Annotated in this window: 21 protein-coding genes; 6 read left to right on the top strand and 15 right to left on the bottom strand. The window is 59.6% G+C overall.

Annotation, left to right across the window (positions count from 1 at the left end):
• Positions 1-91: 91 nt before the first annotated feature.
• Together GGD50_RS20825 and GGD50_RS20820 are read right to left on the bottom strand one after the other, a co-directional pair.
• Positions 92-1,147: an isopenicillin N synthase family dioxygenase gene (locus tag GGD50_RS20825; RefSeq protein WP_246451359.1), complete on the bottom strand. Its 1,056-nt coding sequence runs from the start codon at positions 1,145-1,147 to the stop codon at positions 92-94.
• A gap of 113 nt (positions 1,148-1,260) precedes the next feature.
• On the bottom strand, positions 1,261-2,574 hold the full coding sequence (locus GGD50_RS20820; protein ID WP_183938972.1) for an O-acetylhomoserine aminocarboxypropyltransferase/cysteine synthase family protein: 1,314 nt from the start codon (positions 2,572-2,574) through the stop codon (positions 1,261-1,263).
• A gap of 430 nt (positions 2,575-3,004) precedes the next feature.
• On the opposite strand from GGD50_RS20820, the gene GGD50_RS20815 reads away from it, so the two are divergent.
• On the top strand, positions 3,005-3,196 hold the full coding sequence (locus GGD50_RS20815; RefSeq protein WP_331371043.1) for a hypothetical protein: 192 nt from the start codon (positions 3,005-3,007) through the stop codon (positions 3,194-3,196).
• 304 nt (positions 3,197-3,500) lie between these two features.
• The gene (locus tag GGD50_RS20810) at positions 3,501-3,647 is read left to right on the top strand and encodes a hypothetical protein (protein WP_183938970.1); all 147 of its coding nucleotides are present in this window, start codon (positions 3,501-3,503) and stop codon (positions 3,645-3,647) included.
• 92 nt (positions 3,648-3,739) lie between these two features.
• On the opposite strand, the gene GGD50_RS20805 is transcribed toward GGD50_RS20810, so the two are convergent.
• Complete coding sequence (locus tag GGD50_RS20805) at positions 3,740-3,886, bottom strand: DUF1127 domain-containing protein (RefSeq protein ID WP_183938968.1); 147 nt, start codon at positions 3,884-3,886, stop codon at positions 3,740-3,742.
• A 429-nt stretch (positions 3,887-4,315) separates the two neighbouring features.
• Between GGD50_RS20805 and GGD50_RS20800 the strand changes: the two genes are divergently transcribed.
• Entirely contained in the window at positions 4,316-4,642 is a 327-nt protein-coding gene (locus tag GGD50_RS20800; protein WP_183938966.1) for a DUF6665 family protein, read from the top strand.
• Positions 4,643-4,685: 43 nt separating this feature from the next.
• On the opposite strand, the gene GGD50_RS20795 is transcribed toward GGD50_RS20800, so the two are convergent.
• The 6 genes from GGD50_RS20795 to GGD50_RS20770 form a co-directional block, all read right to left on the bottom strand.
• Positions 4,686-5,741, bottom strand: coding sequence for an ABC transporter ATP-binding protein (locus tag GGD50_RS20795; protein WP_183938965.1), 1,056 nt, complete (start codon positions 5,739-5,741; stop codon positions 4,686-4,688).
• A 26-nt stretch (positions 5,742-5,767) separates the two neighbouring features.
• Complete coding sequence (locus tag GGD50_RS20790) at positions 5,768-6,622, bottom strand: sugar phosphate isomerase/epimerase family protein (RefSeq protein ID WP_183938963.1); 855 nt, start codon at positions 6,620-6,622, stop codon at positions 5,768-5,770.
• Between the two features lie 42 nt (positions 6,623-6,664).
• Positions 6,665-7,906 carry an ROK family transcriptional regulator gene (locus tag GGD50_RS20785; protein ID WP_183938961.1) on the bottom strand — a complete coding sequence of 414 codons (1,242 nt, stop codon included), beginning with the start codon at positions 7,904-7,906 and terminating at the stop codon, positions 6,665-6,667.
• Positions 7,907-7,970: 64 nt separating this feature from the next.
• A complete protein-coding gene (locus tag GGD50_RS20780) occupies positions 7,971-8,813 on the bottom strand; it encodes a carbohydrate ABC transporter permease (protein WP_183938959.1) in 843 nt (280 codons plus the stop codon).
• Positions 8,810-9,739, bottom strand: coding sequence for a carbohydrate ABC transporter permease (locus GGD50_RS20775; RefSeq protein ID WP_183938957.1), 930 nt, complete (start codon positions 9,737-9,739; stop codon positions 8,810-8,812). Before GGD50_RS20775 ends, GGD50_RS20780 begins: the two co-directional genes overlap by 4 nt.
• Positions 9,740-9,925: 186 nt before the next feature.
• The gene (locus GGD50_RS20770) at positions 9,926-11,224 is read right to left on the bottom strand and encodes an extracellular solute-binding protein (RefSeq protein ID WP_183938955.1); all 1,299 of its coding nucleotides are present in this window, start codon (positions 11,222-11,224) and stop codon (positions 9,926-9,928) included.
• A 276-nt stretch (positions 11,225-11,500) separates the two neighbouring features.
• Here GGD50_RS20770 and GGD50_RS20765 point away from each other — a divergent pair, with 276 nt between their 5' ends.
• Positions 11,501-12,547, top strand: a complete 1,047-nt coding sequence (locus tag GGD50_RS20765; protein WP_183938953.1) for a Gfo/Idh/MocA family protein — start codon at positions 11,501-11,503, stop codon at positions 12,545-12,547.
• A gap of 38 nt (positions 12,548-12,585) precedes the next feature.
• Here GGD50_RS20765 and GGD50_RS20760 read toward each other — a convergent pair whose 3' ends face one another.
• The 3 genes from GGD50_RS20760 to GGD50_RS20750 form a co-directional block, all read right to left on the bottom strand.
• Positions 12,586-13,728 (bottom strand): ROK family transcriptional regulator, encoded by a 1,143-nt coding sequence (locus GGD50_RS20760; protein WP_183938951.1) that lies wholly within the window; start codon positions 13,726-13,728, stop codon positions 12,586-12,588.
• A 243-nt stretch (positions 13,729-13,971) separates the two neighbouring features.
• Positions 13,972-14,847: a glutathione-dependent disulfide-bond oxidoreductase gene (gene yghU / locus GGD50_RS20755; RefSeq protein WP_183938949.1), complete on the bottom strand. Its 876-nt coding sequence runs from the start codon at positions 14,845-14,847 to the stop codon at positions 13,972-13,974.
• 372 nt (positions 14,848-15,219) lie between these two features.
• Complete coding sequence (locus GGD50_RS20750; protein ID WP_183938947.1) at positions 15,220-16,281, bottom strand: porin; 1,062 nt, start codon at positions 16,279-16,281, stop codon at positions 15,220-15,222.
• Positions 16,282-17,004: 723 nt separating this feature from the next.
• Here GGD50_RS20750 and GGD50_RS20745 point away from each other — a divergent pair.
• Together GGD50_RS20745 and gabD are read left to right on the top strand one after the other, a co-directional pair.
• On the top strand, positions 17,005-17,832 hold the full coding sequence (locus tag GGD50_RS20745) for a bifunctional allantoicase/(S)-ureidoglycine aminohydrolase (protein WP_107107550.1): 828 nt from the start codon (positions 17,005-17,007) through the stop codon (positions 17,830-17,832).
• 91 nt (positions 17,833-17,923) lie between these two features.
• Positions 17,924-19,378, top strand: coding sequence for an NADP-dependent succinate-semialdehyde dehydrogenase (gene gabD / locus GGD50_RS20740; protein ID WP_183938946.1), 1,455 nt, complete (start codon positions 17,924-17,926; stop codon positions 19,376-19,378).
• Between the two features lie 30 nt (positions 19,379-19,408).
• Here the strand turns inward: gabD and GGD50_RS20735 are convergent, their stop codons facing one another.
• The 3 genes from GGD50_RS20735 to GGD50_RS20725 form a co-directional block, all read right to left on the bottom strand.
• Complete coding sequence (locus GGD50_RS20735; RefSeq protein WP_183939006.1) at positions 19,409-20,548, bottom strand: patatin-like phospholipase family protein; 1,140 nt, start codon at positions 20,546-20,548, stop codon at positions 19,409-19,411.
• A gap of 217 nt (positions 20,549-20,765) precedes the next feature.
• Positions 20,766-23,918: an efflux RND transporter permease subunit gene (locus tag GGD50_RS20730; RefSeq protein WP_183938944.1), complete on the bottom strand. Its 3,153-nt coding sequence runs from the start codon at positions 23,916-23,918 to the stop codon at positions 20,766-20,768.
• Entirely contained in the window at positions 23,918-25,024 is a 1,107-nt protein-coding gene (locus GGD50_RS20725) for an efflux RND transporter periplasmic adaptor subunit (RefSeq protein WP_183938942.1), read from the bottom strand. The genes GGD50_RS20730 and GGD50_RS20725 overlap by 1 nt, the downstream gene beginning before the upstream one ends.
• Positions 25,025-25,061: the final 37 nt, after the last annotated feature.

Below are 25,061 nucleotides of genomic sequence, written 5' to 3'. Positions count from 1 at the left end.
ATGATGAAACTCCTCATTTGGATAACTCAAACCAGGAATCCGCCAGCCCGCTTCAGGTTCCATCAAAGGCCGCTTTCATGGAATCGCTCGTCTAGCCGATCGAAGCAATGTGCTCCGGCGTCAGCAGATCGGCATGATGCGCAAGCGCCACATCGGGATGCGAGCGGAGCCGGCTCTTGAGATGGTTCTGTCCGACTTCCCGGAAGATCGGGTTTAACGGATCCACGGTGACACCCCGCGCCACGCTCTTCAATTCCTCCGGCAACTCGATCAGCGGAATGGTTGCGTCGTAACGCGACCCCAGGAAGAAGGCGACGGAATAGCGTTCCTTGCCGACGGGCGGCCCGACGACATCATGAACGTCGGCACGGACAAATCCGTTGGTCGCAAGCTCCAGCAACTCGCCGGTATTGATGATGAAGGTGCCCGGTACCGGCGGCACATCGATCCAAGCTCCCTCCTCCGTGCGGACGCGAAGACCGCGTTCGGTGTCTTGGAGCAGAATGGTCACGAATCCACCGTCCTTGTGCGCCCCAACGCCCTGATCACTCTCTGCGACCTCACGTCCAGGATAGCGAATGATCTTGAGAAGCTGCGAGGGTTGCGGCTCATAAATTTCGGCAAAGACGTTCTCGGGCTTGCCGAGAGCAGCGGCGATCGCCTTCAATATATCGATACCGACCCTAGTCACTTCCTTTTGATAGGCCAGCAACACGGGTTTCAGTTCCGCAAGCGCCGTGGGCCACTGGTTGGGGCCGAATAGACGATTCCAGGCCGGCGTATCCGGTCCAATCTCGGCCGGCTCGCCTTCGGTATTAACGTCGAGCTGCTCACGCCAGTCGCGTTCTCCTCGCGTTCTTTCCTGCCCGGCGCGATTGTATCCTCGAAAATGCGGTGACTTCACCATCTCGATTTTTAGCTTCTCCTCCAATGGAAGAGCGAAAAAGCGCTTCGAGAGATCGATCACAGAAGAAACCAATCCGGGGTCGACCCCATGTCCGATAAGGTAGAAGAAGCCATGGTCGAACAGAGTCCGGCGCAGCTCGGCTACGAACGCATCACGGTCATCGGCCGGGCCATGGAAGCGAGAAAGATCGATGACCGGCAGAGCCAGTTGCTCGTTCGCGGGCTGCAGATGAGTGGTCAAGCCAGGCACTCCATAATCGTGAACAAATAAGACAGCATGGATGAGAAGACACCAGGCCGCGCCTTAGCTGGGGCCGGCATAGGCCGACCCTCCTGACGCGGTGTTATCGGCTCCTATTCAGCCGCCACTTTGAACGCATTTGCTGCAGCCAAGCCTCGTTGGAGATCCGCAAGAATATCGTCGATATGTTCGATCCCGACGGAAAGACGGACATAGCCAGGCGTGACGCCAGTCTTCAATTGATCCTCAGCAGTAAGCTGCGAATGTGTGGTCGAGGCAGGATGGATGGCCAGGCTGCGGGCGTCACCAATATTGGCGACATGGTAGTGCAGCTCCAGCGCGTCGATAAAGCGACGGCCCGCTTCCCGACCCGCAGCCAACTCAAACCCGACGAGACCGCCGGAACCGCCTTTGAGATACTTGTCGGCCCGTTCCCGCGCGATCCCCGATTGCAGGCCCGGATAAATGACACGGCTGACCTCGGGGCGGCTCGCAAGGAATTCGGCAACCTTCTGGGCATTGCTATTGTGCCGCTCGATCCTGAGGGGGAGGGTTTCGATACCCTGCAGCGTGAGAAAGGCATTGAACGGCGAAAGGGCTGAGCCAAGGTCGCGGAGCAAGGTTGTGCGCGCTTTGACGATGTAGGCAACCGGGCCAAGCGGCTTGGTGGCTTCGACCCAGACCGCGCCATGATAGCTCGCGTCAGGCGAATTGAGCGCAGGCTGGCGGCTTCCCGCTGCTTCCCAATCGAAATTGCCGCCGTCAATGATCGCGCCACCGATCGAACTGCCGTGGCCGCCGATATATTTGGTGGTCGAATAGACGACGACTGCCGCGCCATGGTCGAAGGGGCGTGCAAGCAGCGGCGCAGCGGTGTTGTCAACGATCAAGGGAATGCCGAGCTTTCGGCCGATCGCCGCCACTTCGGCGATTGGGAAAACCTGAAGCTTCGGGTTCGGCAATGTTTCCGCATAATACGCCCTCGTCTGCTCGTCGGTGGCGCGGGCGAACGCTTCAGGATCCTGCGGATCCACGAACCGCACTTCAATACCCTGATCCTTCAGCGTATTTGCAAAGAGGTTCCAAGTCCCGCCATAAAGATCGGTGGAACTGACGATGTTGTCACCGGCCCTTGCGAGGTTCTGGACGGCGAAAGCAGACGCTGCTTGCCCCGAAGCGAGAACCAATGCGGCCGCACCACCTTCAAGCGCGGCAAGTCGCTGTTCCAGCACGTCATTGGTCGGATTGCCAATGCGGGTATAGATCGGCCCCAACTCCTCCAGCGCAAACAGTCTGGAAGCATGCTCAGCGTTTTGGAATTGGAACGATGTCGTCTGGTAGATCGGCGGCTGCACGGCGCCGGTGGTTGGATCCGCGCGCCATCCCGCATGCAGCGCCAATGTTTCTGATCTCGTGCTCTCAGTCATTTCCCCACTCCTTGGAACAATCGTCGCATCAGGTTGCAGAGGGCGTTGTGCCGCATCCAATGATCCGACGATAATGCAATCCACAAAATCGATAGACGTTGAAGATTGCAAAGATTGGAAGAGAGACGGAAAATTGTTCTCAGTCTTACCGGAAATTCGGTTAGCGGCCGCCAACGATTGATTGACTGGAAAACTCTAACGGATACTGCGCGAGGTTTGCTGAAAGCTGCGGCAGGGCTTGTTTTGGTGTTGCAGGCGATCGCACAAGATCGCGTCGCTCGACGATAAGGTTGGAACCCACCACCTCCCTGAATGCGGCGACGCTGTCGTCTCTTAAGGACCGCCCCAGAGACTAGCGCTCGCACACCGCCGCTGGAAGACTTTGCCGAGACTGAGAGTTTGCGAGCTGCCAGAAAGTGAGGCTGAAGAGATGAACGAGGCAACCCCTCCGAACGAAAAGCCCGTTACGGCATTCGCAATGTCCGAGCCGGAGAAGAACGTCATAATCGCGGGCGCGCGTCTTTCTATGCTTCTTGCCGCGCTCGACCAGACGATCGTTGCCTCTGTGATGCCTACGATCGGCAAGCGATTGGCTGCCGCGAATATCTGCCCTGGCTCGTGACTGGCTATCTCCCAACGGCGATCGCCGTGGCCGCTTCGGTTGCTAACGAATTGAGCCTTTGACTACTGGATTTTCTGAGAAAATATCACGTACCCACGCGCAAGCGAAGCGTGAGCTAGCGTGGTAAGATATGGGCGATCGTTTGGCAGGCTGAGGCGCTGCAGCCAGTTCCAAGTTTTTAGAGCAACATGACGATACGGCAGTTTCGCAATGACTTGCCCTCGGATGCCTTACGGTTCTATTTATCACCCCATGGATTTGGAGCGAAAGAGAAACCTGGATAATGCCCGATAGCCGAAATCAAATGAACGACAACGTCATCAAATTTCGAAGACCGAAGCCGCCCAAGACACCGCGTCCAGGTCTGCGCAAATTGCTCGTCGTCCTCGTCGTGGTTGCGGTTTTCGCCGCCGCCTGGGGATATTTCCAGATTTTTGGCCAGCCGGTTTAGTAAGAACGTGGCCGTCCCGGTAAAGCAAAACGCCCGCTGTATGAGAGCGGGCGTCCAAACATCACACTGTCACGCCGTGAGAGAATTCAATATTATCGTGCGAGTGCTTCGCGAGCGATACGCTGGATTTCAGCGCGCTCGATGCCGATGTCGTTAAGCCTGTGGTTCGACATACGGCCGAGTTCCGATACGGTGCGACGATACTGGCGCCAATTGTTGAAGGAATGCGCGATGTTCATGTTCATCCCCTTTCTTCGGGCTTGAAAGAGCGGCTGCCATCCGGGCGCCGCCCGTGTTTTCGATGACAGCGATATAAGGTTTGACTTCCCCGTTTAACAGCATCGAACCGTCAACCCACCATTGCGGCAATTGCATATCTTCCCACCAATAGCACATTTTTTAGACAATAACGTCGCGCGAATTTTGATCGACTGTCGGCGAGCGGCGAAAATCCCGGGACACGACGCGACTTCGGCAGCACAGCCATCCGACACCGAGATGCGAGAAACGCACGCCTAACCCGCTGCAATGTTGCACGTCGCACCTTTTGCCCCAATGATCAGGGCGCGTCGAAGCCGCTATCAATCAATGCCGGAACGCGGCGCTGGCCTATCGATCTGCCAATGATGATCGGGTAACATCATTCGCAGACAACAGGATCTCCATCCATGAGCCTTCGTCCGCCGCAATCTCTGAGGCAGTTTAATTCGAGTGGCGGCTTCAACGTTCTCGAATACGAACTCATGTCGGAGCGCGCCAGCTCCCTTGGACGCCAAGGCCTGCGCGTAGAGTTGGCGCTTGCGGAACTGCGGGCCTGGGACGCGGCTCGCCACAGTGAGGCAAACCGCGAGAAGCTTGTCGACGAGGCTTCCGATGCGGTTTGGGCCTTCTTCATTCAGCGTGAAATCTGCGGCCTGCGAAACGGCCGCGACGTCATTCAACGCTATGCGATCCCCAACGAGGTGCTTGCAAAGGTCGGCGTCGTGCGCCGATAACCGGGTGGCATCTTCACCATCCGCGCAGTAGGCCCGCTCCCGATCACCAAGCGCGACTGTGGCCTATGTTCACGCCAGCATCGTCGAAGAGATGGATAGCCGACATATCGGGCGAAACGCGCAATGTCTCCCCCGGCTTGGCGCGAATGCGTTCGCGGAATACGCAGGTGATCGTCTGTTCGCCCAGTTTTGCAATGATCAACGTTTCCGATCCGGTCGGCTCCAACACGACGATGCCGATTTCGATGCCCTCGGGATCGAGATGGATGTTTTCCGGGCGGATGCCGTAGGTGACGGCATTGCCAGGCTTCTTAAGCGTCGGCAGCACGATGCCCTCGGCCGTCCGAAACCCCTCCTGCGTCATCGTGCCTTTGATGAAGTTCATGGCTGGCGAGCCGATGAAGCCAGCGACGAAGAGGTTGCTCGGCTGATCATAGAGATCGAGGGGCGAGCCCATCTGCTCGATCTTGCCGTCCTTCATGACGACGATCTTGTCGGCCATGGTCATCGCTTCGATCTGGTCATGCGTCACATAGATCGTCGTCGTCTTGAGGCGCTGATGCAGCTCCTTGATTTCCGAGCGCATCTGTACGCGCAGTTTCGCGTCGAGGTTCGATAATGGTTCGTCGAAGAGGAACACCGCCGGATCACGCACGATGGCGCGGCCCATGGCAACGCGCTGGCGCTGACCGCCGGAGAGCTGTTTCGGGTAGCGTTCGAGCAGGCTTTCTAGGCCAAGAATGCGGGCCGCCCGATCAACCCTCGCCTTGATATCAGGCCGCGGCATGCGCTTCAGCCGCAGGGAAAAGCCCATGTTCTGCGCCACCGTCATGTGCGGATAGAGCGCGTAGTTCTGGAAGACCATCGCAATGTCGCGATCCTTCGGTGGCAGGTCGTTGACGACATGCGTCCCGATCTGGATGGCTCCGGAAGTGATGCCTTCCAGACCGGCGATCATGCGAAGCAGTGTTGACTTGCCGCAGCCGGATGGGCCGACCAGAACGACGAATTCGCCATTCTCGATCTCCATGGACACACCCTTGATGGCTTTGAAGGCGCCGTAATCCTTGCGCGCATTGTTGACGGATACATTTGCCATTGGTTCCTCCCCTTCCCCTGGACGCGTCAGATCGATTTCAGCGCGTTGCGCAGGAAGCTCAAACCAAGCCGCTCGCCTTCCCTTCGGGCGGGAAGATCCTTGCCCGGCCAGCCGTAAGCGGCATCCTCGTGCTCGATCGAGAGCGTGCCGTCGAAACCATAGGATTTTGCCTGGCGGAGGAACTTGTCCCAATCGAGCATGCCCTTGCCGGGCAATTTATATTGCCACCATCCTTTGCCATGATAGCCGACGGCCTGAAGCCGCTCGGTGTCGATGGCGGTATCCTTCGCATGCAGAATGGCGATACGATCCCTGACGCCTGCAAGGGCTTCGAAGGGGTCTACACCAATGCGGAGCAGATGCGATGGATCGAATTCCAGGCCGAAGCGCGGGCTCTTGATCCTTTCGAAAAGCTGCTGCCATCCATAGGGCGTGGTGCCGACGAAATTATCCTTCGGGCCGGGCCAGTTCTCGATCGCAAATGTCAGGCCTCTCGCCTCGGTCGCCGCAATCAGTGCGCTCGCGTGGTCTGCGAAACTGTCGTAATTCTCCTCTTCGCTCGCATCGTCGTTGCGGCCGGGAAAGATAACGAAGATCGGAACCTTTGCTTCACCGATCGCATGCGCGAATTCAAGGGTTGTGGTGCGCAATTCGTTCCGGCGGCCTGTGTCGGCATCAAGCTGATTGCCAGTTAGAGTAATAGAAGCAACGAACAGGCCGCGATCCCTGGCGACGGCTACGACGCTGGCGACACGATCCGGCGCCTTGATATGGCCGCGGACATCGATCTCGATCGCATCGAACCCTGCCTCCCTGGCGAAATCGGCAACCTCCTCAAAGGGGCGATCGTTGAATGTCGATGTATAAAAACCGATCTTCACTGAATTCCTCCTTATTCAAAATCGAATGACGCTACGATTTCGTCATATGGCGTGCAGGCGGTCCATGATCTGCAGGGGCGAGCGGGTGCGTTGTTGCGGATTGGCCGAACCGAGCATCAAGGCCGCCGCGGTCGGCATCGCCGCGCCGCCGAGAGCGGCCGCATCTTCCGTCAGCGAGGCGCGATGAATGGACGGCAGGTTGGGGTCCGAACTCTGCAGATGCTCGTTCACGTAGCGCAGAAGCTCGTCGGTCATACGCACCGGCAGGCGTCCGCCGACGATCACGGCATCGGGATCGACGATCAGGCCGATGTGGATGACTGATTCGGCAAGATGAACGCTCATCTGCTTCAGCCAGGACGAAACCAGCTTGCGGCCACGCGCATCGAGCGCCAGCAGATCCTGCGGCCTGCTCACCTCTATGCCATGTTTGGCAAGGTGGTCATAAAGGAAGAATAGCGAGAAGATCTCGCCAAGAGGCTGCACTTTCGCACCCTTCGGATCATTCGGATCGGCGATCGGCAGCCAGCCGATTTCGCCGCTCAACCCCATTGCGCCCCGATGACCGATCCCGTCGAGCACCAGCCCGCCGCCGGGGCAGGCGTTGATGGCGATATAAAAGAAGCTGCGGCTCTCTGCGCCAAGCCCGTAGTCCAGTTCGGCCATTGCCGCGGCATTGGCTTCGTTGTCGATGAAGATCGGATGATCGGTAATGGCTTCGATCGCTTTGCGGACGTCGAACGTGGTCCATTGCGCATAGTCGTCCGGCCGGCCAAGCACCGGAATTTCGCCGAGCCAATCGGGAACGGCGAGGCCGATGCCAGCGATGCGGGCGTCGTCGACAAGCTTGCTGCGCTGAAAATGCGAGATGGCATCCGCCGTCAGCTCGACGAATTCGGCCGGAAGAATGAAGCGCTTTTCGTGGTGCACCCGCCCGCGGACGTTTCCGACGGCATCGACCGCGAGGATGGTCAGATGATCGCGGTCGATATTCACGCCGATCGAAAAACAGGCGTCGGGATTGATTTCGAGTTCGATCGCCGGCTGCCCGCGCAGCCCATGGCGGCGGCGCGCCTCCATCACCAGGCCTTCGTCCAAGAGCCGATCGACGATGCGAGCGATCGCTGGCTTCGTAAACCCGGTCTGCCGGGCGATCTCTGCCCGGGAAATCGGCGCCTGGCGATGAATGCACCGCAGGATGACGGCGCGATTGTGCTCGCCGGCATCCTCGACATTGGCGCCGGTCAGGTCGAAAACATTACGGTCATCGTCGAATTGTTGCATCGTCAAAGCAGCCTCGCGCTATCTCTCGACCGCCTCGTACACGCAATTCTCGTTGTCCGTAACATCATCCTTTCACGGCTCCGCTGGTCATCGCGCCGAGGATCAGCCGCTGCAGGGAGAGGAAGGCGACGATGGCTGGAACCACCGAGATCAGGCAGGCGGCCGCCAGCAATTGCACGGATGAATCCGTCTGCATGCCTTTGAAATTGAAGATGCCAACGCCGATCGGCATCAGATTGTTCTGGGTCAACAGCAGGAACGGCACCAGGAACTGCGACCAGCCGGCAATCACCGTGATGATGAATACCGAAGCGATGCCGGGTCCGGAAAGCGGCAGGATAATGCGCCAGAACACAGAAAAGCGGTTGCAGCCGTCGATCATCGCGGCCTCGTCAAGGCTCCGCGGAATGCCGTCCACCGCGCTCTTCAGCAGCCATGTCGCCAGCGGCACGCCGAGGGCGATGTAGACCATGACCACGGCGAAATGGGTATCGAGCAGCCCGAGCCTGTTCATGTAGCGGTAGAGCGGCACCATGATCACCAGCGGCGAAATCATCTGGAACAGCAAAAGCCCCATCATCGACAGGCCCTTGCCGCGAAAATGAAAACGAGAAAAGGCGTAAGCCGCCGGGAGTGCGACGATCAGGACGCCGAGACCACTCAGCGACGCCAGCTTCAGGCCGTTCCAAAGATAGATCGGGAAGTAGCTGTTGGTCAGCACCGCGGTGAAATTGTCGATGGTCGGGTTCTTCGGGATATAGCGGGCAACGCCAAGATAGATCTCCCGCCGATCGCGCAGGGCAAGCGACAGCAGATAAGATAATGGCCCCGCGAAAAACACGAACATGATGAGCATGAAGATATAGCTGGCAACATCGCCCCAGCGGCTGCCTGTTCTCATACTCACGTTTCTTCCTCCTTCGGCAGGAACGAGGCGTAAACGAAGGCAAGCCCGAGGCTGATGAACAGCATCAGCACCGAGAGCACGCTGCCGCCCGAAAGGTCGTAATTGCGGAAGACGATGTTGAAGACGTAGAGCGATATGACCTCGGTCGCTCGGCCTGGCCCACCGCCGGTCAACGTGATGATCGCGTCGAAGGTATTAAGGGTCATGATGGTGATCAGGATCATGTTGACGAGGATTGCGGCCCGCAGTTGCGGCAGGGTTATGAATATCAGTTGCTGCGTCGAGGATGCGCCATCCACTTCCGCCGCTTCATAGAGCGACGGATCGACCGCCTTCAGCGCCGCGTACATCACGACCATCGAGAAGGCCGTGCCACGCCAGATATTGGAGAGCAGCGCCGACCAGGGCGCGATCGCCGGATCGGAGAGCCAGACCACCGGCGGAATATGCATCATCCGCAGGATGCTGTTGAGGGCGCCGTAGGGCGCTTCGCTGAACAGCATCTGCCAGATGATACCGCCGGCAATGCCGGGCACGACCCAGGCGACGAGCGCTGTCGTGCGCAGGATGGTGGTGCCGAACAATCCGCGTTTTTCGCCACGAATGACGACGACCGCGACCGCCAGACCGAGGATCTGTTGGCCGACCACGCTGCCACCGACGAAGATCAGCGTTGCCCACAGAATATCGGGCAGTTGCGGCGAGTGGATCGCGTTCCTGATCGAATCCAGCGTGTAGATGGAATTGTCGCCGATCAGCGTCGCGTTGGTCAGCGACAGCCGGAAGACGTCGAGCACCGGGTAAAGGTAGAATACGCCGATGACCAGGATGACAGGCATGATCCATGGAAGCGGCGCGCCGGCAAAATCACGCGGAAAGAACCCGCGTCTTCGGCCCGTCGGGGCCTCCATTGCAATTGGGCTCATCTGCTCTCTCTGTCCGAATGTTTCAAATGGACGCTGGCGCCGCTGCCGATGTCGGTGCGCCGCCCTCGATCATCTTTCGGCAGGAACATCCGGCTTTGTGGTGGTTTCACCTGCAAGCTGGCGGGATGCCCTGGATCAAAAGAGTAGGACAACCGTGGCGCGTTCCAGCGAACGCGGCGCGGCGCTCTAAAGGCGCTTATAGGCCTCCATCGTCGCATTGAACGCCGCGTTCAAAGCCTCCTCCGGCGATTTGGTGCCGGAAAGAACGTCGCCCATCATGATCTGAATCTGGTTGGAGATTTCAGGATAAATCGGCGCGCCGGGACGGGCCTGGCCATTGGCGAGGGCGGCTGCGAACGTCTTGTTCGCATCGGTTGCAAAAACCGGATATTTGTCGAACAGCGATTTGCGCGTCGGCAATTGCTGTTGCAGGGCGTTGGCCGGCCCCATATAGACCTCGCGGGCGAGATCGGCGCACATCTCGACCTTTTCCTTGTCCTTGCTGAAGGAGGCGATCGTCCAGCCGCCGGTGCCGGTCGAGCGCTTGTCCGCAGTCGGACCCGGGATCGGCGAGAAGGTCCATTTGTTGAACTCGTCTTCGTCGAGCGTCGCCTTCAACTGGGCATATTGCCAGTTGCCGCCAATGAACAGGGCGGTCGTACCGGCGGCAGCAGCAGCGTTCAGATCGTCATAATTGCCGATCGTCGTGACGCGCTTCGGCGCAGCGCCGGTATCGACGAGGTCCTTGTAATAGGTCAGCGCTTTTAAGAATTTTTCCTTGTTGTCGCCTTCGCCGAAGACCGGCTTGCCGCTGTCGTCCACCAGCTTGCCGCCAAGTGCCCAGTAATTCGCCAGCCAATCAAAGGTGGAGCCCTCATAGCGGCCGGCGTTGAAAATGACGCCCTCCATGCCCTGGTCTTTGGAGGCAAGAGCCGCCTTCTTCAGATCGTCCCAGGTCTGTGGCGCGTCAGGAACAACCGTTTTGTTACGATAGAGGACGCGCAGGTCGGTATCCCACCACCAGGCGCGGACGGTTCCGTCCTTGTCGGTGATGCCATTGCGGATGAAGGGGAAGAGATCGGCAACTTCGTCCTTGCTGAAATAGGGGGAGAAGTCGGCCAGCACATGATTGATCATGAATTGCGAGAGCACGAAGGAGTCGACCGCGGCGCAATCCGGCGCATTGCCGGCCTTTGCCTGTTCGAGCATTTTCGCCTGTTCAGTGCCGATGTCGGCGGACATGAACTGCATCTGCAGCTTCCAGTCCGGATGTTTCTTGATGAAGTCTACGAACAGTCGCTTGTAGCCATCGGCAATGTTGGGATCGGCATTGTTCGGACTGTCATTCGTCAGGCGGACAACCAAAGATTTCGGAGCACTCTCCAACCCTATTCTGTCTTTTGCCGCCAACTCCTGAGCATAGCCTGACTGCACTGCAAATAGCATCGTGCTCAGCGCCAAGGCGCTGACAATGGACTTCATCATGATGGGTCTCCTCCCCCATTTGGCGAATACAGCAGGTTTGATCAGTTGACCTATCCTCATTTCCGTGCTGCATTAATTAGATTAAGTTACTTTGTTTTGATGTCAAGCCGGAACTGGGAGGCGCGGAAAATGGCGATCATTGCGAAGACATAGCGCCCGGGGGGATAGTTCAAGCATCACATCAATCAACTTCTGAACGGCGAAGTAGAAATTGTTTTGCCGCAATCATCCGTGGTCCGACTTGGCCGCGGAGCGACGATCCTATGGGAGGATATCATGCGCTTACTTATTCTCGGCACCGGCGGAATGGCCGATAAACATGCGTCGAGCTTCAAGGCGATCGAGGGCGTGAGCGTTGTCGGCGGCGTCGACATCGTGCCCGAGCGGCTGGCGGCCTTCTGCAGCCTGCATGGCATACCCAACCATTTCGGCTCTCTCGAAGAAGCACTTGCCTGGGGCGAGTTCGACGCGGTCGCCAATGTGACGCCGGACCGCGTCCATCACCCTACCACCCTGCAGGCGATTGCCGCCGGCAAGCATGTCTTCTGCGAAAAGCCGCTCGCGACCGATGCCGTCAAGGCGATGGAAATGACGGAAGCAATGGAGAAATCCGGCAAGGTCGGCATGGTGAATTTCACCTATCGCAACTCCCCTGCCCTGCAGAAGGGCCGGCAAATGGTGCTCGCCGGCGAGATCGGCGCCGTGCGCCATGTCGAGGCATCGCATCTACAGAGCTGGCTGGTCGGCAAGGCCTGGGGCGACTGGAAGACGGAAAGCAAGTGGCTGTGGCGCCTCAGCAAGAAGCACGGCTCCAACGGCGCACTCGGCGACATCGGCATCCACATCGTCGACTTCACCTCCTATGGCTCGGGGCTCGACGTCGCACATGTCTTTGGCCGGCTGAAAACCTTCACCAAGGCGCCGGGCGATAAGATCGACGAATACGATCTCGATGCCAATGACAGCTTCACCATGAATGTCGATTTCACGTCGGGCGCGATCGGGACGATTCAGGCAACCCGCACGGCGGCGGGCCAGCTCGATCAGTTGCGCTTGCGCGTCTATGGTGAGACGGGCTCGATCGAAATGATCTACGACACGGGCAAGTCGACCCTGCGCGCCTGCCTCGGCGACGATGTCCATACCGCCACATGGCGCGATATCCCGTTCGACCCGGTCGAAACCAACTATCAGCGCTTCGTGCAGGCTGTCAGGGCCGGCAAGACGCAGGAGCCGTCCTTCCGCCGCGCCGCCAATATCCAGAAGGTGCTCGACAAGGCGCTCGCCTCCGATCTCAGCCACAGGGACGAACAGGTGGCATAGCCACAGCGTGCCCGGTCGAAACCGGCCGGGCATATTTTTTATCCCGCCGATGGCGACGGCAGCAGGGCATCGAAGAATGGCAGCAGGGCTGCCCCGAGGGCAATGCCGCCGCCGTCGAAGCTCGCCGGCCTCATGGGCGATATCCATGGCGTGATGAACGGACGAATGGTCGTATTGCGGCGCTCGATCGACATTTGGTGGATCAGCGCCTCGATGATGCCGCGCGGCAGATCACCGCCGATAAGAATTGCCCCTGGAGCAAGGAACCCTGCCGTGGCGACGATAGCGTCGAGCAGATGACCGGCGGCATTTTTCACCCAGTCCGAAATCGCCGCCGACATCGGCAGCTCCTCTCCGGCCAGAAGCGCCGCAAACTCCTCCGGCGAGAGGCAGGCCTCCAGTGCGTGCAAGCCGACGATACTGTCGAGCCGCACATGATCCGGACCCGTCCGCATCGCGCCGATGCTGCCCGCCCTGCCATGCACTCCGGCAAAGGGCACTCCGCGTACGAGAAGCGCTGCCTCCACCGCGTCATCGATGATGATCATCACGAGGCCACCCTCAGGCATTGGCGCGCCAATGGTGCGCTCGGCAAGCACCGCCGCCACGCACTCGCGCTCGACCAAGACGCGGAGCGGCCGTGAATCAAACTCTATCTGCCCAATGCTGATGTCATCCGCCGAGCGAGCGGCGATGCCTATGCCAAGCAGGCGATGCGCCGCGGTATTGCCCGCCAGAAGATCACGGGCCGCCTTTTCAAGGCTGACCGGCAGCTCGACAGTCAGGTCGAGCTGTGTCCGCTCTCGAATCTGGCCGCTGAGATCGACCAACACGGCTTCCGGTCGAGCACCGCCCAATCGAACGCCGATGGAGCAGGCGCCATCCGGATTGAGCGCAAACTCCGTGGACGAAGCCCCCTTGGCCGCATCCCTGCGCCGCCTCGACGTCACGAGCCCATCTTCGCTCAGCCGCCGCAATATGTTGGTGATGCCCGGTCCGCTGAGTCCCGTCCGCTGCCCCAACTCGAGCCGCGTCAACGGGCCGTAGCGGCGAATGGCCTCGAGGATGACGCGGAAGTTCCGGTCGGCGATCTCAGTCGATCGAAGGCCGACCTTCTTTGACGCCACCACGCCAGGGCCGACGCGCGTGCGCCCTTGCACATCTGACCGGAAATGCCGCATGAACCCTCTTCGTTGTCCCACTTCCACATATGATATCACCGATGCCTTTTATCATCGGAACATCTCTTGTCGAGGCGGCGCCAAACGGCTCACCAATGGCGGATAGTCTTGGCGGCCGCCTTCATGTGCAGTGGATGTCGGGCTCGACGGTTCTCATAGGACTGATTCGGTTGAAAGTGCCGGTTCACCCGACACTTCGCTGGGCACTGCAACGCCCAGCTTTGGCTCCAGCGAAAGGATCGCTCAGCTCGCGACAGCGAGCTTGTCCTGCGTCCTGGTTTCGAAATCGCTGGCGTCATGGCGCTCATGCAATTGGCTTGAGGGCTCACCGGATACACGGTTGACCATCCGTCCGCGTTGCACGGCCGGCCGTTCGAAGATTGCGTCTGCCCAACGCTGGACGTTTTTGTAATCCTCCACCTGAAGGAACTCCGCCGCACCATATTGCCAGCCCTTGACCAGGCCGCCATACCAGGGCCAAACGGCGATGTCGGCGATCGTATAGTCCTTGCCGCCCAGATATTCGCTTTCGGCAAGCCGGCGATCGAGCACGTCGAGCTGGCGCTTCACCTCCATGGCAAAGCGGTCGATCGCATATTCGATCTTCGTCGGCGCGTAAGCGTAGAAATGGCCGAAGCCGCCGCCGAGATATGGTGCGCTTCCCATCTGCCAGAACAGCCACGACAGGCACTCGGCGCGCGCGGCGGCGTCTGTCGGCAGGAAAGCACCGAACTTTTCGGCGAGATAAACCAGGATCGAACCGGACTCGAAAACCCGAATCGGCTTGGGGCCACTGCGGTCCATCAACGCCGGTATTTTGGAGTTGGGATTGACCTCCACGAAGCCGCTGCCGAACTGCTCTCCCTCGCCGATCTTGATCAGCCAGGCGTCATATTCCGCGCCGCTATGGCCAAGAGCCAGCAGCTCTTCGAGCATGATCGTGACTTTCACGCCATTCGGCGTTGCGAGCGAGTAAAGCTGGAGAGGATGGCGGCCGACCGGCAGATCCTTGTCGTGTGTCGGTCCCGCGATCGGACGGTTGATACTCGCGAACTGGCCTCCATTCGCCTTGTTCCAGGTCCAGATTTTCGGCGGCGTGTAGTCGGAAGAACCGGTCATGCTCAAACTCCTGATATTTGACAGGGACGTACAATCGACATCGCTTCGATGATCGCTATGCACCTAGCAAAGGTAGCGATGTTTTGTCAGGGGCAAGGGCACCACTTCACGCAGCAGTGAGACAATTATCTAACTGAGCGCGGAAACCATTCAAAACGCATGCCGACAAGGCGCCTCACGGGTGGCCTGAATGAGCGAGGTAGGATTGTCAAAGATTAGAACGGCCTGCCTACGTCTCTTGGGACGGCAAAAGGCACGAAAAACGCATTATTTACCGCACATTTGCGGACTGCGTGCGATAGGCAAGAAAAAAGGCCCGGAGGGAAACCGGGCCTTTTCCCTTTTCTGATCGGAGGTCAAATTCAGATCAGATTAGAAGCTGCGCTCGAAGCGGAGGATACCAGCCCACTGATCTTCGTTGATCGAATCCCAGTTGGTGTAGGTGATTTCCGGCTCGACGAGCAGGTCCTTAACCGGCTTCCACTTGAGGTTCGTCGTAGCAGAGAAGATCTTCGAGTCGGTATAAGCGACCTGGAAGTTCCACTTCAGCTTTTCGTTGATCGGAACGCTTGCACCGCCCCAAACTGCCCAGTCGCCCCAGCCGATACCGGAAGCGTCGCCGCCACCGTTCGCGCCAGCGTACTTGTTCAGCTTGTCGCCGTCCGTGTTCCAGCCGCCCATCAAGAAGGCAGAGAAGACGCCGAAGTCAGCATCGACGCGAGCCTTGATGGCGCCTTCTTCGACGATGGAGTCATAGCCACCGACGACCTTGAAGGACCATGCACCAGCCTTGTAGCCAGCACCGGCAACGACGTCCGGAGCGTAGTGATCCGAGCTGTCTTCGCCGTTAGAGCCGGTTGCGCCAACGCCAGAATTGGTGTCTTCGACCGAGATCACAGCCGTGAAGCCGTTGCCGGCATCGTAGTTGTAGGTGATCTGGTTGAGTTCATACGGGCCGTCATAGACCACGTCGTCGTTGATGACGTCGCCAGCGTAGCCGGTGAATACGTTGAACTGCGAATCTTCCTTACCGACGGTGAAACCACCGAGGCTGATGCTGCCATGGAGGAAGTTCGTGCTCGTGGAGCCGCCTTCCTGCCAATCCCAACGCAGTTCCGTGTTGGTCTTCAGCGGACCGTATTCGGTGTCGGTAGCCGTCTGAAGCTGCAGTTCAGCGCGGGTGTGCCAGAGCGTGCCGCGAACGTCGTTCGGGTTGTAGGCGTTGTACCATTCACCTTCCGTACGAACCTTACCGCCGATCTTGAGGCAGGTTTCGGTGCCCGGAATGAAGAAGTAGCCTGCACCGTATGCGTCGCAGATACGGACGTATTCGAGCGGCTCCGGTTCAGCAGCAACAACAGCGTCAGCCGCGTGTGCACCGGAAACTACTGCGAGAGCAGCAGCGGAGCCGAGAAGAAGGCTCTTGATGTTCATTTTTTCTCCAATCTATGTGCCTGATCGGAACGACCCGGAGCCTGTCCGTTACGTTCATTCATCCGGCTGTTCCCTATAATCGAAAGTTTGTGAACTTCCGGCCGCAAGATAGCCAGAGAAGCACCGGAGCCAATATAGTATTTGGGCAAATACAAGAAAATTGCCGACATAAATCCGTCATAGATGCAGAAATACATCAGTAAATTAAGAATAATCGAATATATAAGTCCTAATTTGGCGTCAGAAATATTCATAAACATACAGGCTGTACGTATAACTATACATATTCCAGTTACAATACTTATCAGTAGGGTTCATATGGTAAGGTACTATTATCATTTTGAGTCGAGTTATTGTGGGAATTGATCCTCTTACGGCTGTGAATTCATTGCTTCCACTGCCTCCACGGGTTGTCCAAGGTGGGTGCTGCGATAAGATTTTCCCACCAAGAATGCAGATCTGTTGCTACGAATAGCTGGCGACAGGTTCGGGCCGCCGTCAGTCCCAGCTTACAGATGCCTTGCCCATGGGATGGCAAAAGGTATTCGTAAGGGCGGTTACGAGAGAAGGAGGGCTGCAGTCGCAGTCCGGTCGAAAGCTTGTTGCAAGACCGTCAAAGGCTGGACAAACCCGTTTGATATGGGCAAACCGATACCATGTTCGCCCTACCCTGATGCCATCGATCAGGCAGGATCATGAGCGCCATATTTCGCGGAGGCCAAAGTGACAAAACCAACCTATTTCGCGCCGGCGGGCGGCGCTCCGAAGCAGACGGAACTCCTAACCGGCCGCGCGGTCTTTACCGAAGCCTATGCCGTGATCCCCAAAGGCGTGATGATGGACATCGTCACAAGCTATCTGCCCTTCTGGGACGGAACACGCCTTTGGGTGCTCTCGCGCCCGCTTTCCGGCTTTGCGGAAACCTTCTCGCAATACATCATGGAGGTCGCCCCAGGGGGCGGCAGCGATCAGCCGGAATTGGACCCGCATGCCGAAGGCGCGCTCTTCATTGTAGAAGGAGAGGTGACGGTCGAACTGGGGGGAGACGTTCATGTGCTCCATCCCGGCGGCTTCGCCTTCTTGCCGCCTTCGTCCGGTTGGCGGCTTCGCAATCGCGGATCTGTCACCGCGCGGTTCCACTGGGTCCGCAAGGCCTATGAGGCCGTCCCGGGCTTGGATGCGCCAGAACCGATTTTCACCAATGAACAGGAAATCGCACCCACACCGATGCCTGGAACGGAGGGGAAATGGGCAACGACCCGATTCGTCGATCCGTTGGACCTGCGCCACGACATGCATGTCACGATCGTCACCTTTGAACCAGGTGCCGTCATCCCCTTTGCAGAAACCCATGTGATGGAGCACGGTCTCTACGTACTCGAGGGCAAAGCCGTCTACCGGCTGAATCAAGATTGGGTGGAAGTCGAGGCTGGCGACTTCATGTGGCTGCGCGCCTTCTGCCCTCAGGCCTGCTACGCAGGCGGGCCAGGGAAGTTCCGCTATCTCCTTTATAAGGATGTCAATCGCCATATGAAGTTGTCGCGGTATTAAAGACTGCATGTGACATCCGATTATCGCGCCTTAAGCGTTACCCTTGAGAGCGGGCGAAACGCCCGCTTTCTACCGTCGGCAGGAGACAGTCATGGATTTGAAAGACGCAACATTGTTCCGGCAGGCCGCATTGGTCGGCGGCGACTGGATCGAAGCCGATCCCTCGAATGCGATCAAGGTCGACAATCCGGCGACGGGCGAGATCATCGGCCTTGTTCCCAATCTCGGTGCTGCCGAGACCAAGACGGCGATTGCCGCAGCCGAGATCGCACAAAAGCAATGGGCCGCCCGCACCGCCAAGGAACGTTCCGGTATCCTGCGGCGCTGGTTCGAGCTGATGATGGAAAACCAGGATGATCTCGGACGCATCCTGACGGCCGAACAGGGCAAGCCGCTTGCCGAGGCCAAGGGCGAAATCGCCTATGGCGCCAGCTTTGTCGAATGGTTTGCCGAAGAAGCCCGCCGCGTCTACGGCGACATCATCCCCGGCCACCAGAAGGACAAGCGCATTCTGGTGATGAAACAGCCGATCGGCGTGGTCGCGGCGATCACCCCTTGGAACTTTCCAAATGCGATGATCACCCGCAAGGCCGGTCCCGCCTTTGCCGCCGGCTGCGCCATGGTGCTGAAGCCGGCCTCGCAGACGCCGTTTTCGGCAATCGCGATCGCAGTGCTGGCGGAGCGTGCCGGCCTGCCGAAGGGCCTCTTCAGCGTATTGACCGGCTCGGCCCGCGCCATCGGCGGCGAGATGACCGCAAGCCCGGTTGTGCGCAAGCTCACCTTCACCGGCTCGACCGAAGTCGGTGCCGAACTCTATAAACAGAGCGCACCGACCATCAAGAAACTTGGGCTGGAGCTCGGCGGCAATGCGCCCTTCATCGTGTTTGACGATGCCGATCTCGATGCCGCCGTCGAAGGCGCGCTGATCGCCAAGTTCCGCAACAATGGCCAGACTTGCGTCTGCGCCAACCGCCTCTATGTGCAGGACGGTGCCTATGATGCCTTTGCCGAAAAGCTTGCCAAGGCCGTCGGCGCGCTGAAGACCGGCAATGGGTTCGACCAGGGCATCAATCTCGGCCCGCTGATCGACGAGGCGGCCCTTGCCAAGGTCGAGGAGCATGTTGCCGATGCACTTTCCAAAGGCGGCCGCGTCGTTGCCGGTGGCCATCGCCATCCGCTCGGCGGCCGCTTTTACGAGGCGACGGTGCTTGCCGATGTCACCCCGGCGATGGCTGTCGCGAAGGAAGAGACCTTCGGGCCGGTCGCTCCCCTCTTCCGCTTCAAGGACGAGGCCGATGTCATCGCCCAGGCCAACGACACCGAATTCGGTCTTGCCTCTTATTTCTACGCCAAGGATCTCGCCCGGGTCTTCCGGGTCGCCGAGGCACTGGAATACGGCATGGTCGGGGTTAATACCGGCCTGATCTCGACGGCCGAAGCCCCCTTCGGCGGCGTCAAGCTCTCCGGCCTTGGCCGCGAGGGATCGCGCTACGGCATCGAGGAGTTCACCGAAATCAAATATGTCTGCCTCGGCGGTGTCGTCTGAGGTCAAAAACTAATCCAGGATAGGAGCCCGTCAGCGAAAGACGGGCTTTTCCTTCCACAGGGTCCCCGCGGTGAATTCGGCATATCCCAGAGCATAGACCGCCCGCATATAATTGGTGTTGAACGGATCGAACATCGAATAGTGAACCTGCGCATCGATCGAGGCGAGATGGAAGCCGGCGCCGGTCAGCCGTGCATAGTTGTAGAGCGCCGTCAGCGCGCTCTGGGTCTGTGATTTGATGAAGATCGAATAGGCCCGCACGATCACCGGAAGAGTCCTGTCCGGCGTGACGGCAAACTCGGGCATGAGCGCATTGTTGACGATCACGTAGAAATCGATGCCCTGCCCTTTGACGGGCATTAGGCGATCGGAACTCGTGAGAAAAGCCTGCGGCATCATGAGGACTTGCGAGGCCGACCCGCCGTCCGAATGCATCTCCTCGAAATGCCGCCCTCCGGACTCGGCCTTGATCATGACTGCCGGATAAACGCCGGGAATACTCGCAGATGCCGTCAGAACATCCTGAAACAGCTTCAAAGCGTCGGGGCGCCCACTATTGGCAATCGCGCCCATGTTCCACATGACGGCGCGCTGGCTATCGAGATTGGTGGTCAGGATGAAGAGGCGGCGGCCCTTGCGATGCTCGGCGGCCACCTGCTGCAGGATCGCCGGCGTGATATAGCGTTCGATCATCCCTCTCAATGGTCCGGCTCGCAGCAGACTCGACCCGAACAGCCCGACGAAGCCCTTGGTCCGGACCAACTCCTGCGCAACGCCGCTGGTATAGAGGTGCACGAGGGTATCGTCATAGGCCGATCCCAGGAAGGCGTAAGGGGCGATCAAGGCGCCGGTACTGACGCCCGTCACGATGTCGAACTGTGGACGGGTCCCCGCAGCACTCCAAGCCGAAAGCACACCGACGCTGAACGCGCCACCCGCACCGCCGCCTGAGATCATCAGGGCGGCGGCTTTTTTGCGCGTCGTCACCGGTGCCCAATCATGGAAATCGCGCGGTGCTTCGTTGAATCGGGCATCGAGATAGATCCGGATTTCGCCGTAGCCGGCAATGGCGGCCTTGCCCGCCTCATTCGCATCGAGAGCCCTGTCGAGGGTCTGCATGCATCCGGACAGGATGAGCAGAAAGGACAGTACGAGAATGAGCGCCCGCATCGGACTGCTGCGAGAAAACCGGATCGATCGGAAGCTCACAGCCCCTCTCCTTCGGACGGCAGGACGCGCAGGCGGCATGACGCCGCCTGCGGGGGGTACACGTCCCGCGGCCTCGTTCCGGGGGGAGGAACGCGACCGAAGAAGTTGCCATGAGCATCGGCAAGTCCTGCTTCTGTTCGGCGCAGATGCATTGGACCAATGACGTCTTGAGAAGGGATCATCTGTGGCTGCGTGCCTGCTTCTGATCGGGCTTGAAAGCGATCGCCTCGCGGTCATTGGATGCCTGCGGCGCCTCGTCGTCGGCACTTTCATGGCTCAGCCCAACCCGCCGCAGGAGCCGCTTGAGCACCTGTTCCAGATCGTCGACGAAGGTGAAGATGACCGGGATGACGATGAGGCTGAGCAGCGTCGACATCATCACGCCGCCGATCACCACGATGGCCATCGGCTGCCGGAAGCTCGAATCCCCGCCCGTCAGGCTGAGTGCAACGGGAAGCATGCCCGATGCCATGGCTATGGTGGTCATGACGATCGGCCGCGCCCGCTTGTGGCAGGCATCGACGAGGGCATCAAATCGGGACATGCCTTGGCGAAGCGACATGATCGCATATTCGATGAGCAGGATGGAGTTCTTCGTCACCACGCCCATCAGCATGAGCAACCCGATGACCGCTGCCATCGAGAAGCTGGTTCCGGTCAGCACGAGTGGCACCAGCGCGCCGCCGAGCGAGAGCGGCAGGGCCATCAATAGGGTGAGCGGCTGCAGGAAGTCATGGAAGAGCAGGACGAGCACCGCATAGATGCAGAACACCCCGATCGCCATCGCAAGCGCGAAACTCTGGAACAGCTCGGAGCTGCGCTGCAACTCGCCCTGCTCCACAAGAGTGACGCCCGGCGGCAGGTGCTGAAGCGCCGGCAGCGCCTGCGCCTCGCGGTTGACATCGCCCAGAATGCGGCCGTTGAGTTCGACGGAGACCGTGACATTGCGCATCCGGTCGATACGGTCGATCTCCGAAGGGCTGCCGCCGATGCGGATATCGGCAATCGATCCGAGATCGACATTGCCATTGGTGCCGGCCACCCGCATGGTCTTGATGTCGTCCAGACTGGTGCGCGTTTCCGGCGAGAAGCGGACGACGATCGGGATCTGGCGCTGCGGCAGGTTGAGCTTCGGCAGGTCGGAGGAATATTCCCCGTTCGTTGCCACGCGCACGGCGCTGGCGATTGCATTCGACGTTACCCCGAGTGCTGCGGCGCGCGCAAAGTCGGGCGTGATCTGAATTTCCGGCGCCTGCCTTGCCGCCGTCGATGTGACCGCACCGATGCCATGCAGCGTGCGCAACTGCTCCTCGAGCGCCGTGCTGGCGCTATCGAGCGCACTGGCATCGTCGCTGGCGAGCGTGATCTCAAGCTTCGTGCCATTGCCGCCGCTGCCGACCTCCACCCGTACGCCGGGGAGAGCGGAGAGCGCCTGCCGGATACTATTTTCGATTTCCGACTGCTTTCGATCCCGATCGGAGATGGGTGTCAGGACTGCCACGATCGTGGCCGATCCGACATCACTCGTGGAGCTGGTATCAGGGCCATTGCTGGAGGATGTCGAACCGACCGAGGAGAAGACATGCATGACGTCGCGCAGCTTGCCGACGATATCCGCAGCCTTGCGGGTCATCGCATCCGTCTGCTCGATGGTGGCGCCGGGTTGCATGGTGAGCGTCACCTGGGTGCGCGCATCGTCCGAAGCAGGCAGGAAGCCCGATTTCAGCAAGGGAATGGTGGCGAGCGAAAGCGCCACGACGACGGCGGTTGCGGCAATCGTGGTCTTCCGGTGCTTCAGAGCCGCCTTGGCGATCGTCATATAGGCGCGCATGATGCGCCCATCCTTCTCCTCTTTCGGATGCGCCTTCATGAAATAGGCTGCCATCATGGGCGTCAGCAGACGCGCCACCACGAGCGAGGCAAGCACCGCGACGGAGGCGGTGATGCCGAACTGGCGGAAGATGAGGCCCGGTATGCCGCTCATGAAGGCCGTGGGCAGGAAGACGGCGACCAGCGTGAAGGTGGTCGCGATGACGGCAAGCCCGATCTCATTGGCCGCTTCCATCGCCGCATCGATCGGCCGTTTGCCCATCTGTAGGTGGCGGGCGATGTTCTCGATCTCAACGATAGCGTCGTCGACCAGGATGCCGACCACCAGCGACAGCGCAAGCAGCGTGACGATATTCAGGCTGAAGCCGGCGAAATACATGACCAGGAAGGTCGGTATGACCGACAGAGGCAGCGCCACTGCCGAGAGAATCGTCGCGCGCCAGTCCCGAAGGAAGAGCCAGACGACCACGATCGCCAGGATCGCCCCTTCGAAGAGCATGTGCATCGAGCCGTCATAATTATCGATAATCGGCCCGATCGTGCTGTAAGCCTCATCGATCTGCACATTCGGATGGGCGGCTGCGAATTGCTTGATCGCCTTGCCGACGTCAGACGCGACGCCGCTGTCGGAAAAGCCGTTCGAACGCTTGATCTCGACCGCGATCACCGGCTTGCCGTCGAGATAGGCCATCGAGGAACGATCCGCGAAGCTATCCTTGACCGAGGCGATGTCGTCAAGACGGGCCTGCTGGCCGTTGGCCAGGGGGATCCGTAGCCCCTTCAGTGCTTCGACCGATGGCAGGGCGCCCAGCGTGCGCAAGGTCTGGCGGTTGCCGCCGACTTCGCCAAGACCACCGGACGTATCGGCCTGCATGGCCTTTAGCTGCGACGACACAGTGGCCGCGGTGACGCCGACCGATGCCATGGTCTTGGGGTCGAGATCGACATGAACCTCACGATCGACCCCGCCGATGCGATTGACCTGCCCGACGCCCTGCACCGACAGCAGCGCCTTGGTCAGATCATTGTCGACAAACCAGGAAAGCTCGGTCTCGTTGAGAGCGGTCGAGCGGACGGCATAGGTGACGAGCGCGGAACTCTGCACCGTGACCTTGGTGACGCTCGGAGACTCCATCTGCGAGGGCAGATCGGCCTTGACGCTGTCGACGGCATTGCGAACCTCGTTGAGGGCCGTTTCGCTGTCTTTCTCCAGCTTGAAGGAAACCTTGATCGACACGGTGCCGTCGGTGATCGTCGTGGTGATGTGATCGAGATAGCTGAGAGCTGCGAGGCTATCCTCGATGGTGCGGGCGACCTCGGTCTCGAGCTGCGTCGGCGCCGCGCCGTCGAGCGTGGCGGTGACGCTGATGGTCGGAAGGTCCATATCGGGAAAATTCTGGACCGGCAGATGCTTGAAGGCCAACAGCCCGCCGACGGCAAGCATGACAAACAGCAGGATCGCAGGGACAGGGTTACGGATCGAGAAGGCCGAGAAGTTCATCAGTTCGCCTCCGCAATCTTTACGAGGTCATTGTCGGACAGAAAGGCACCGCCCGACGTGACGACTTTCGCCGACCGGTCGATGCCGGAGATGATCTCGACCTCGCCATTGTTGCGGCGGCCGGTTTCGACCCGGATCCGTCGAACCCGCTTATCATCGCCGGCGGTGAAGACGTAGCTGATGCCATCCCGGAACACGATCGCCGTCTCGGGGACGGTGAGCGCCGGTGTGGTCTGCAGCTCGATATTGCCAGTGACATAAAGGCCGGTGCGCGGACGAACGTCGGCCGGAAGCGCGACATAGACGATCGCCCGGCTGGTATCGGTGCTAACAGAGGGCCCGACAAGTCTCACCTTGCCGGCAATGGCATGACCGTCCGGTCCATTGATCGCAACGCTCAAGCCTTCGGAAATGCGCGACAGATAACGCGCCGATACTTCCGCCTGCCATTCGACACGCTGCTGGCGCACCATGCGGAAGAGCTCGGTGCCTGTAGAGACGACGGCACCGAGGTCGGCGGAACGCGAGGTTATGAGGCCATCATCGACGGCAGTGATGGTTGTCTGATCCAGCTTGATCTTTTCGCTGTCGAGCGCGGCTTCCTCGGATGCCAGGCTCGCCGTTGCCGTCTGCTCGTCGGCGAAATATTCGGTGATTTTCTCAGCGGATAGAGCGCCGGAGGAGCGAAGCTGCCGCGCCCGATCTGCGTCGGCCGTGGCTTTAGCGAGTTTCGCCTTGGCAGTCACGACGGCCGCCTCCTGCTTGCGAATATCGGCGAGCACGCTGTCCTGCGAAAGCCGGGCCAGCGTCTGCCCCTTGGTGACCACCGACCCGACATCGACCAGAACCTCGGTGATGCGCAGGCCGCTCGTCTCGGAGGCGATGATTGCTTCCTGCCACGGTTTCAGCCAGCCGCTCGCGGGAACGGTTTCCGGCCAGTCGCGCTGCGCCGGCGCTGCCAGGGAGACAGTGAGCGCGGCTGCAGGTACGGCGGCCTGTTCCGCAATGGCATTGGGGAGAGGGAAAAGAAGCGCAGCCGCGACGAATGCGGCGGCGAATGTCATGGATGGCTTGTTCAACGATGCATTCCTTGCAGGTTCCGGCATGGGCACAGGCTGTTCCTGCCGCGCGACCGATGCCGCC

Source organism: Martinezella paranaensis (genome assembly GCF_014200235.1).
Taxonomy (GTDB): Bacteria; Pseudomonadota; Alphaproteobacteria; order Rhizobiales; family Rhizobiaceae; genus Rhizobium; species Rhizobium paranaense.
The sequence above is the reverse complement of the archived record's forward strand: the minus strand, read 5'-3'. Positions and strand labels throughout refer to the sequence as shown.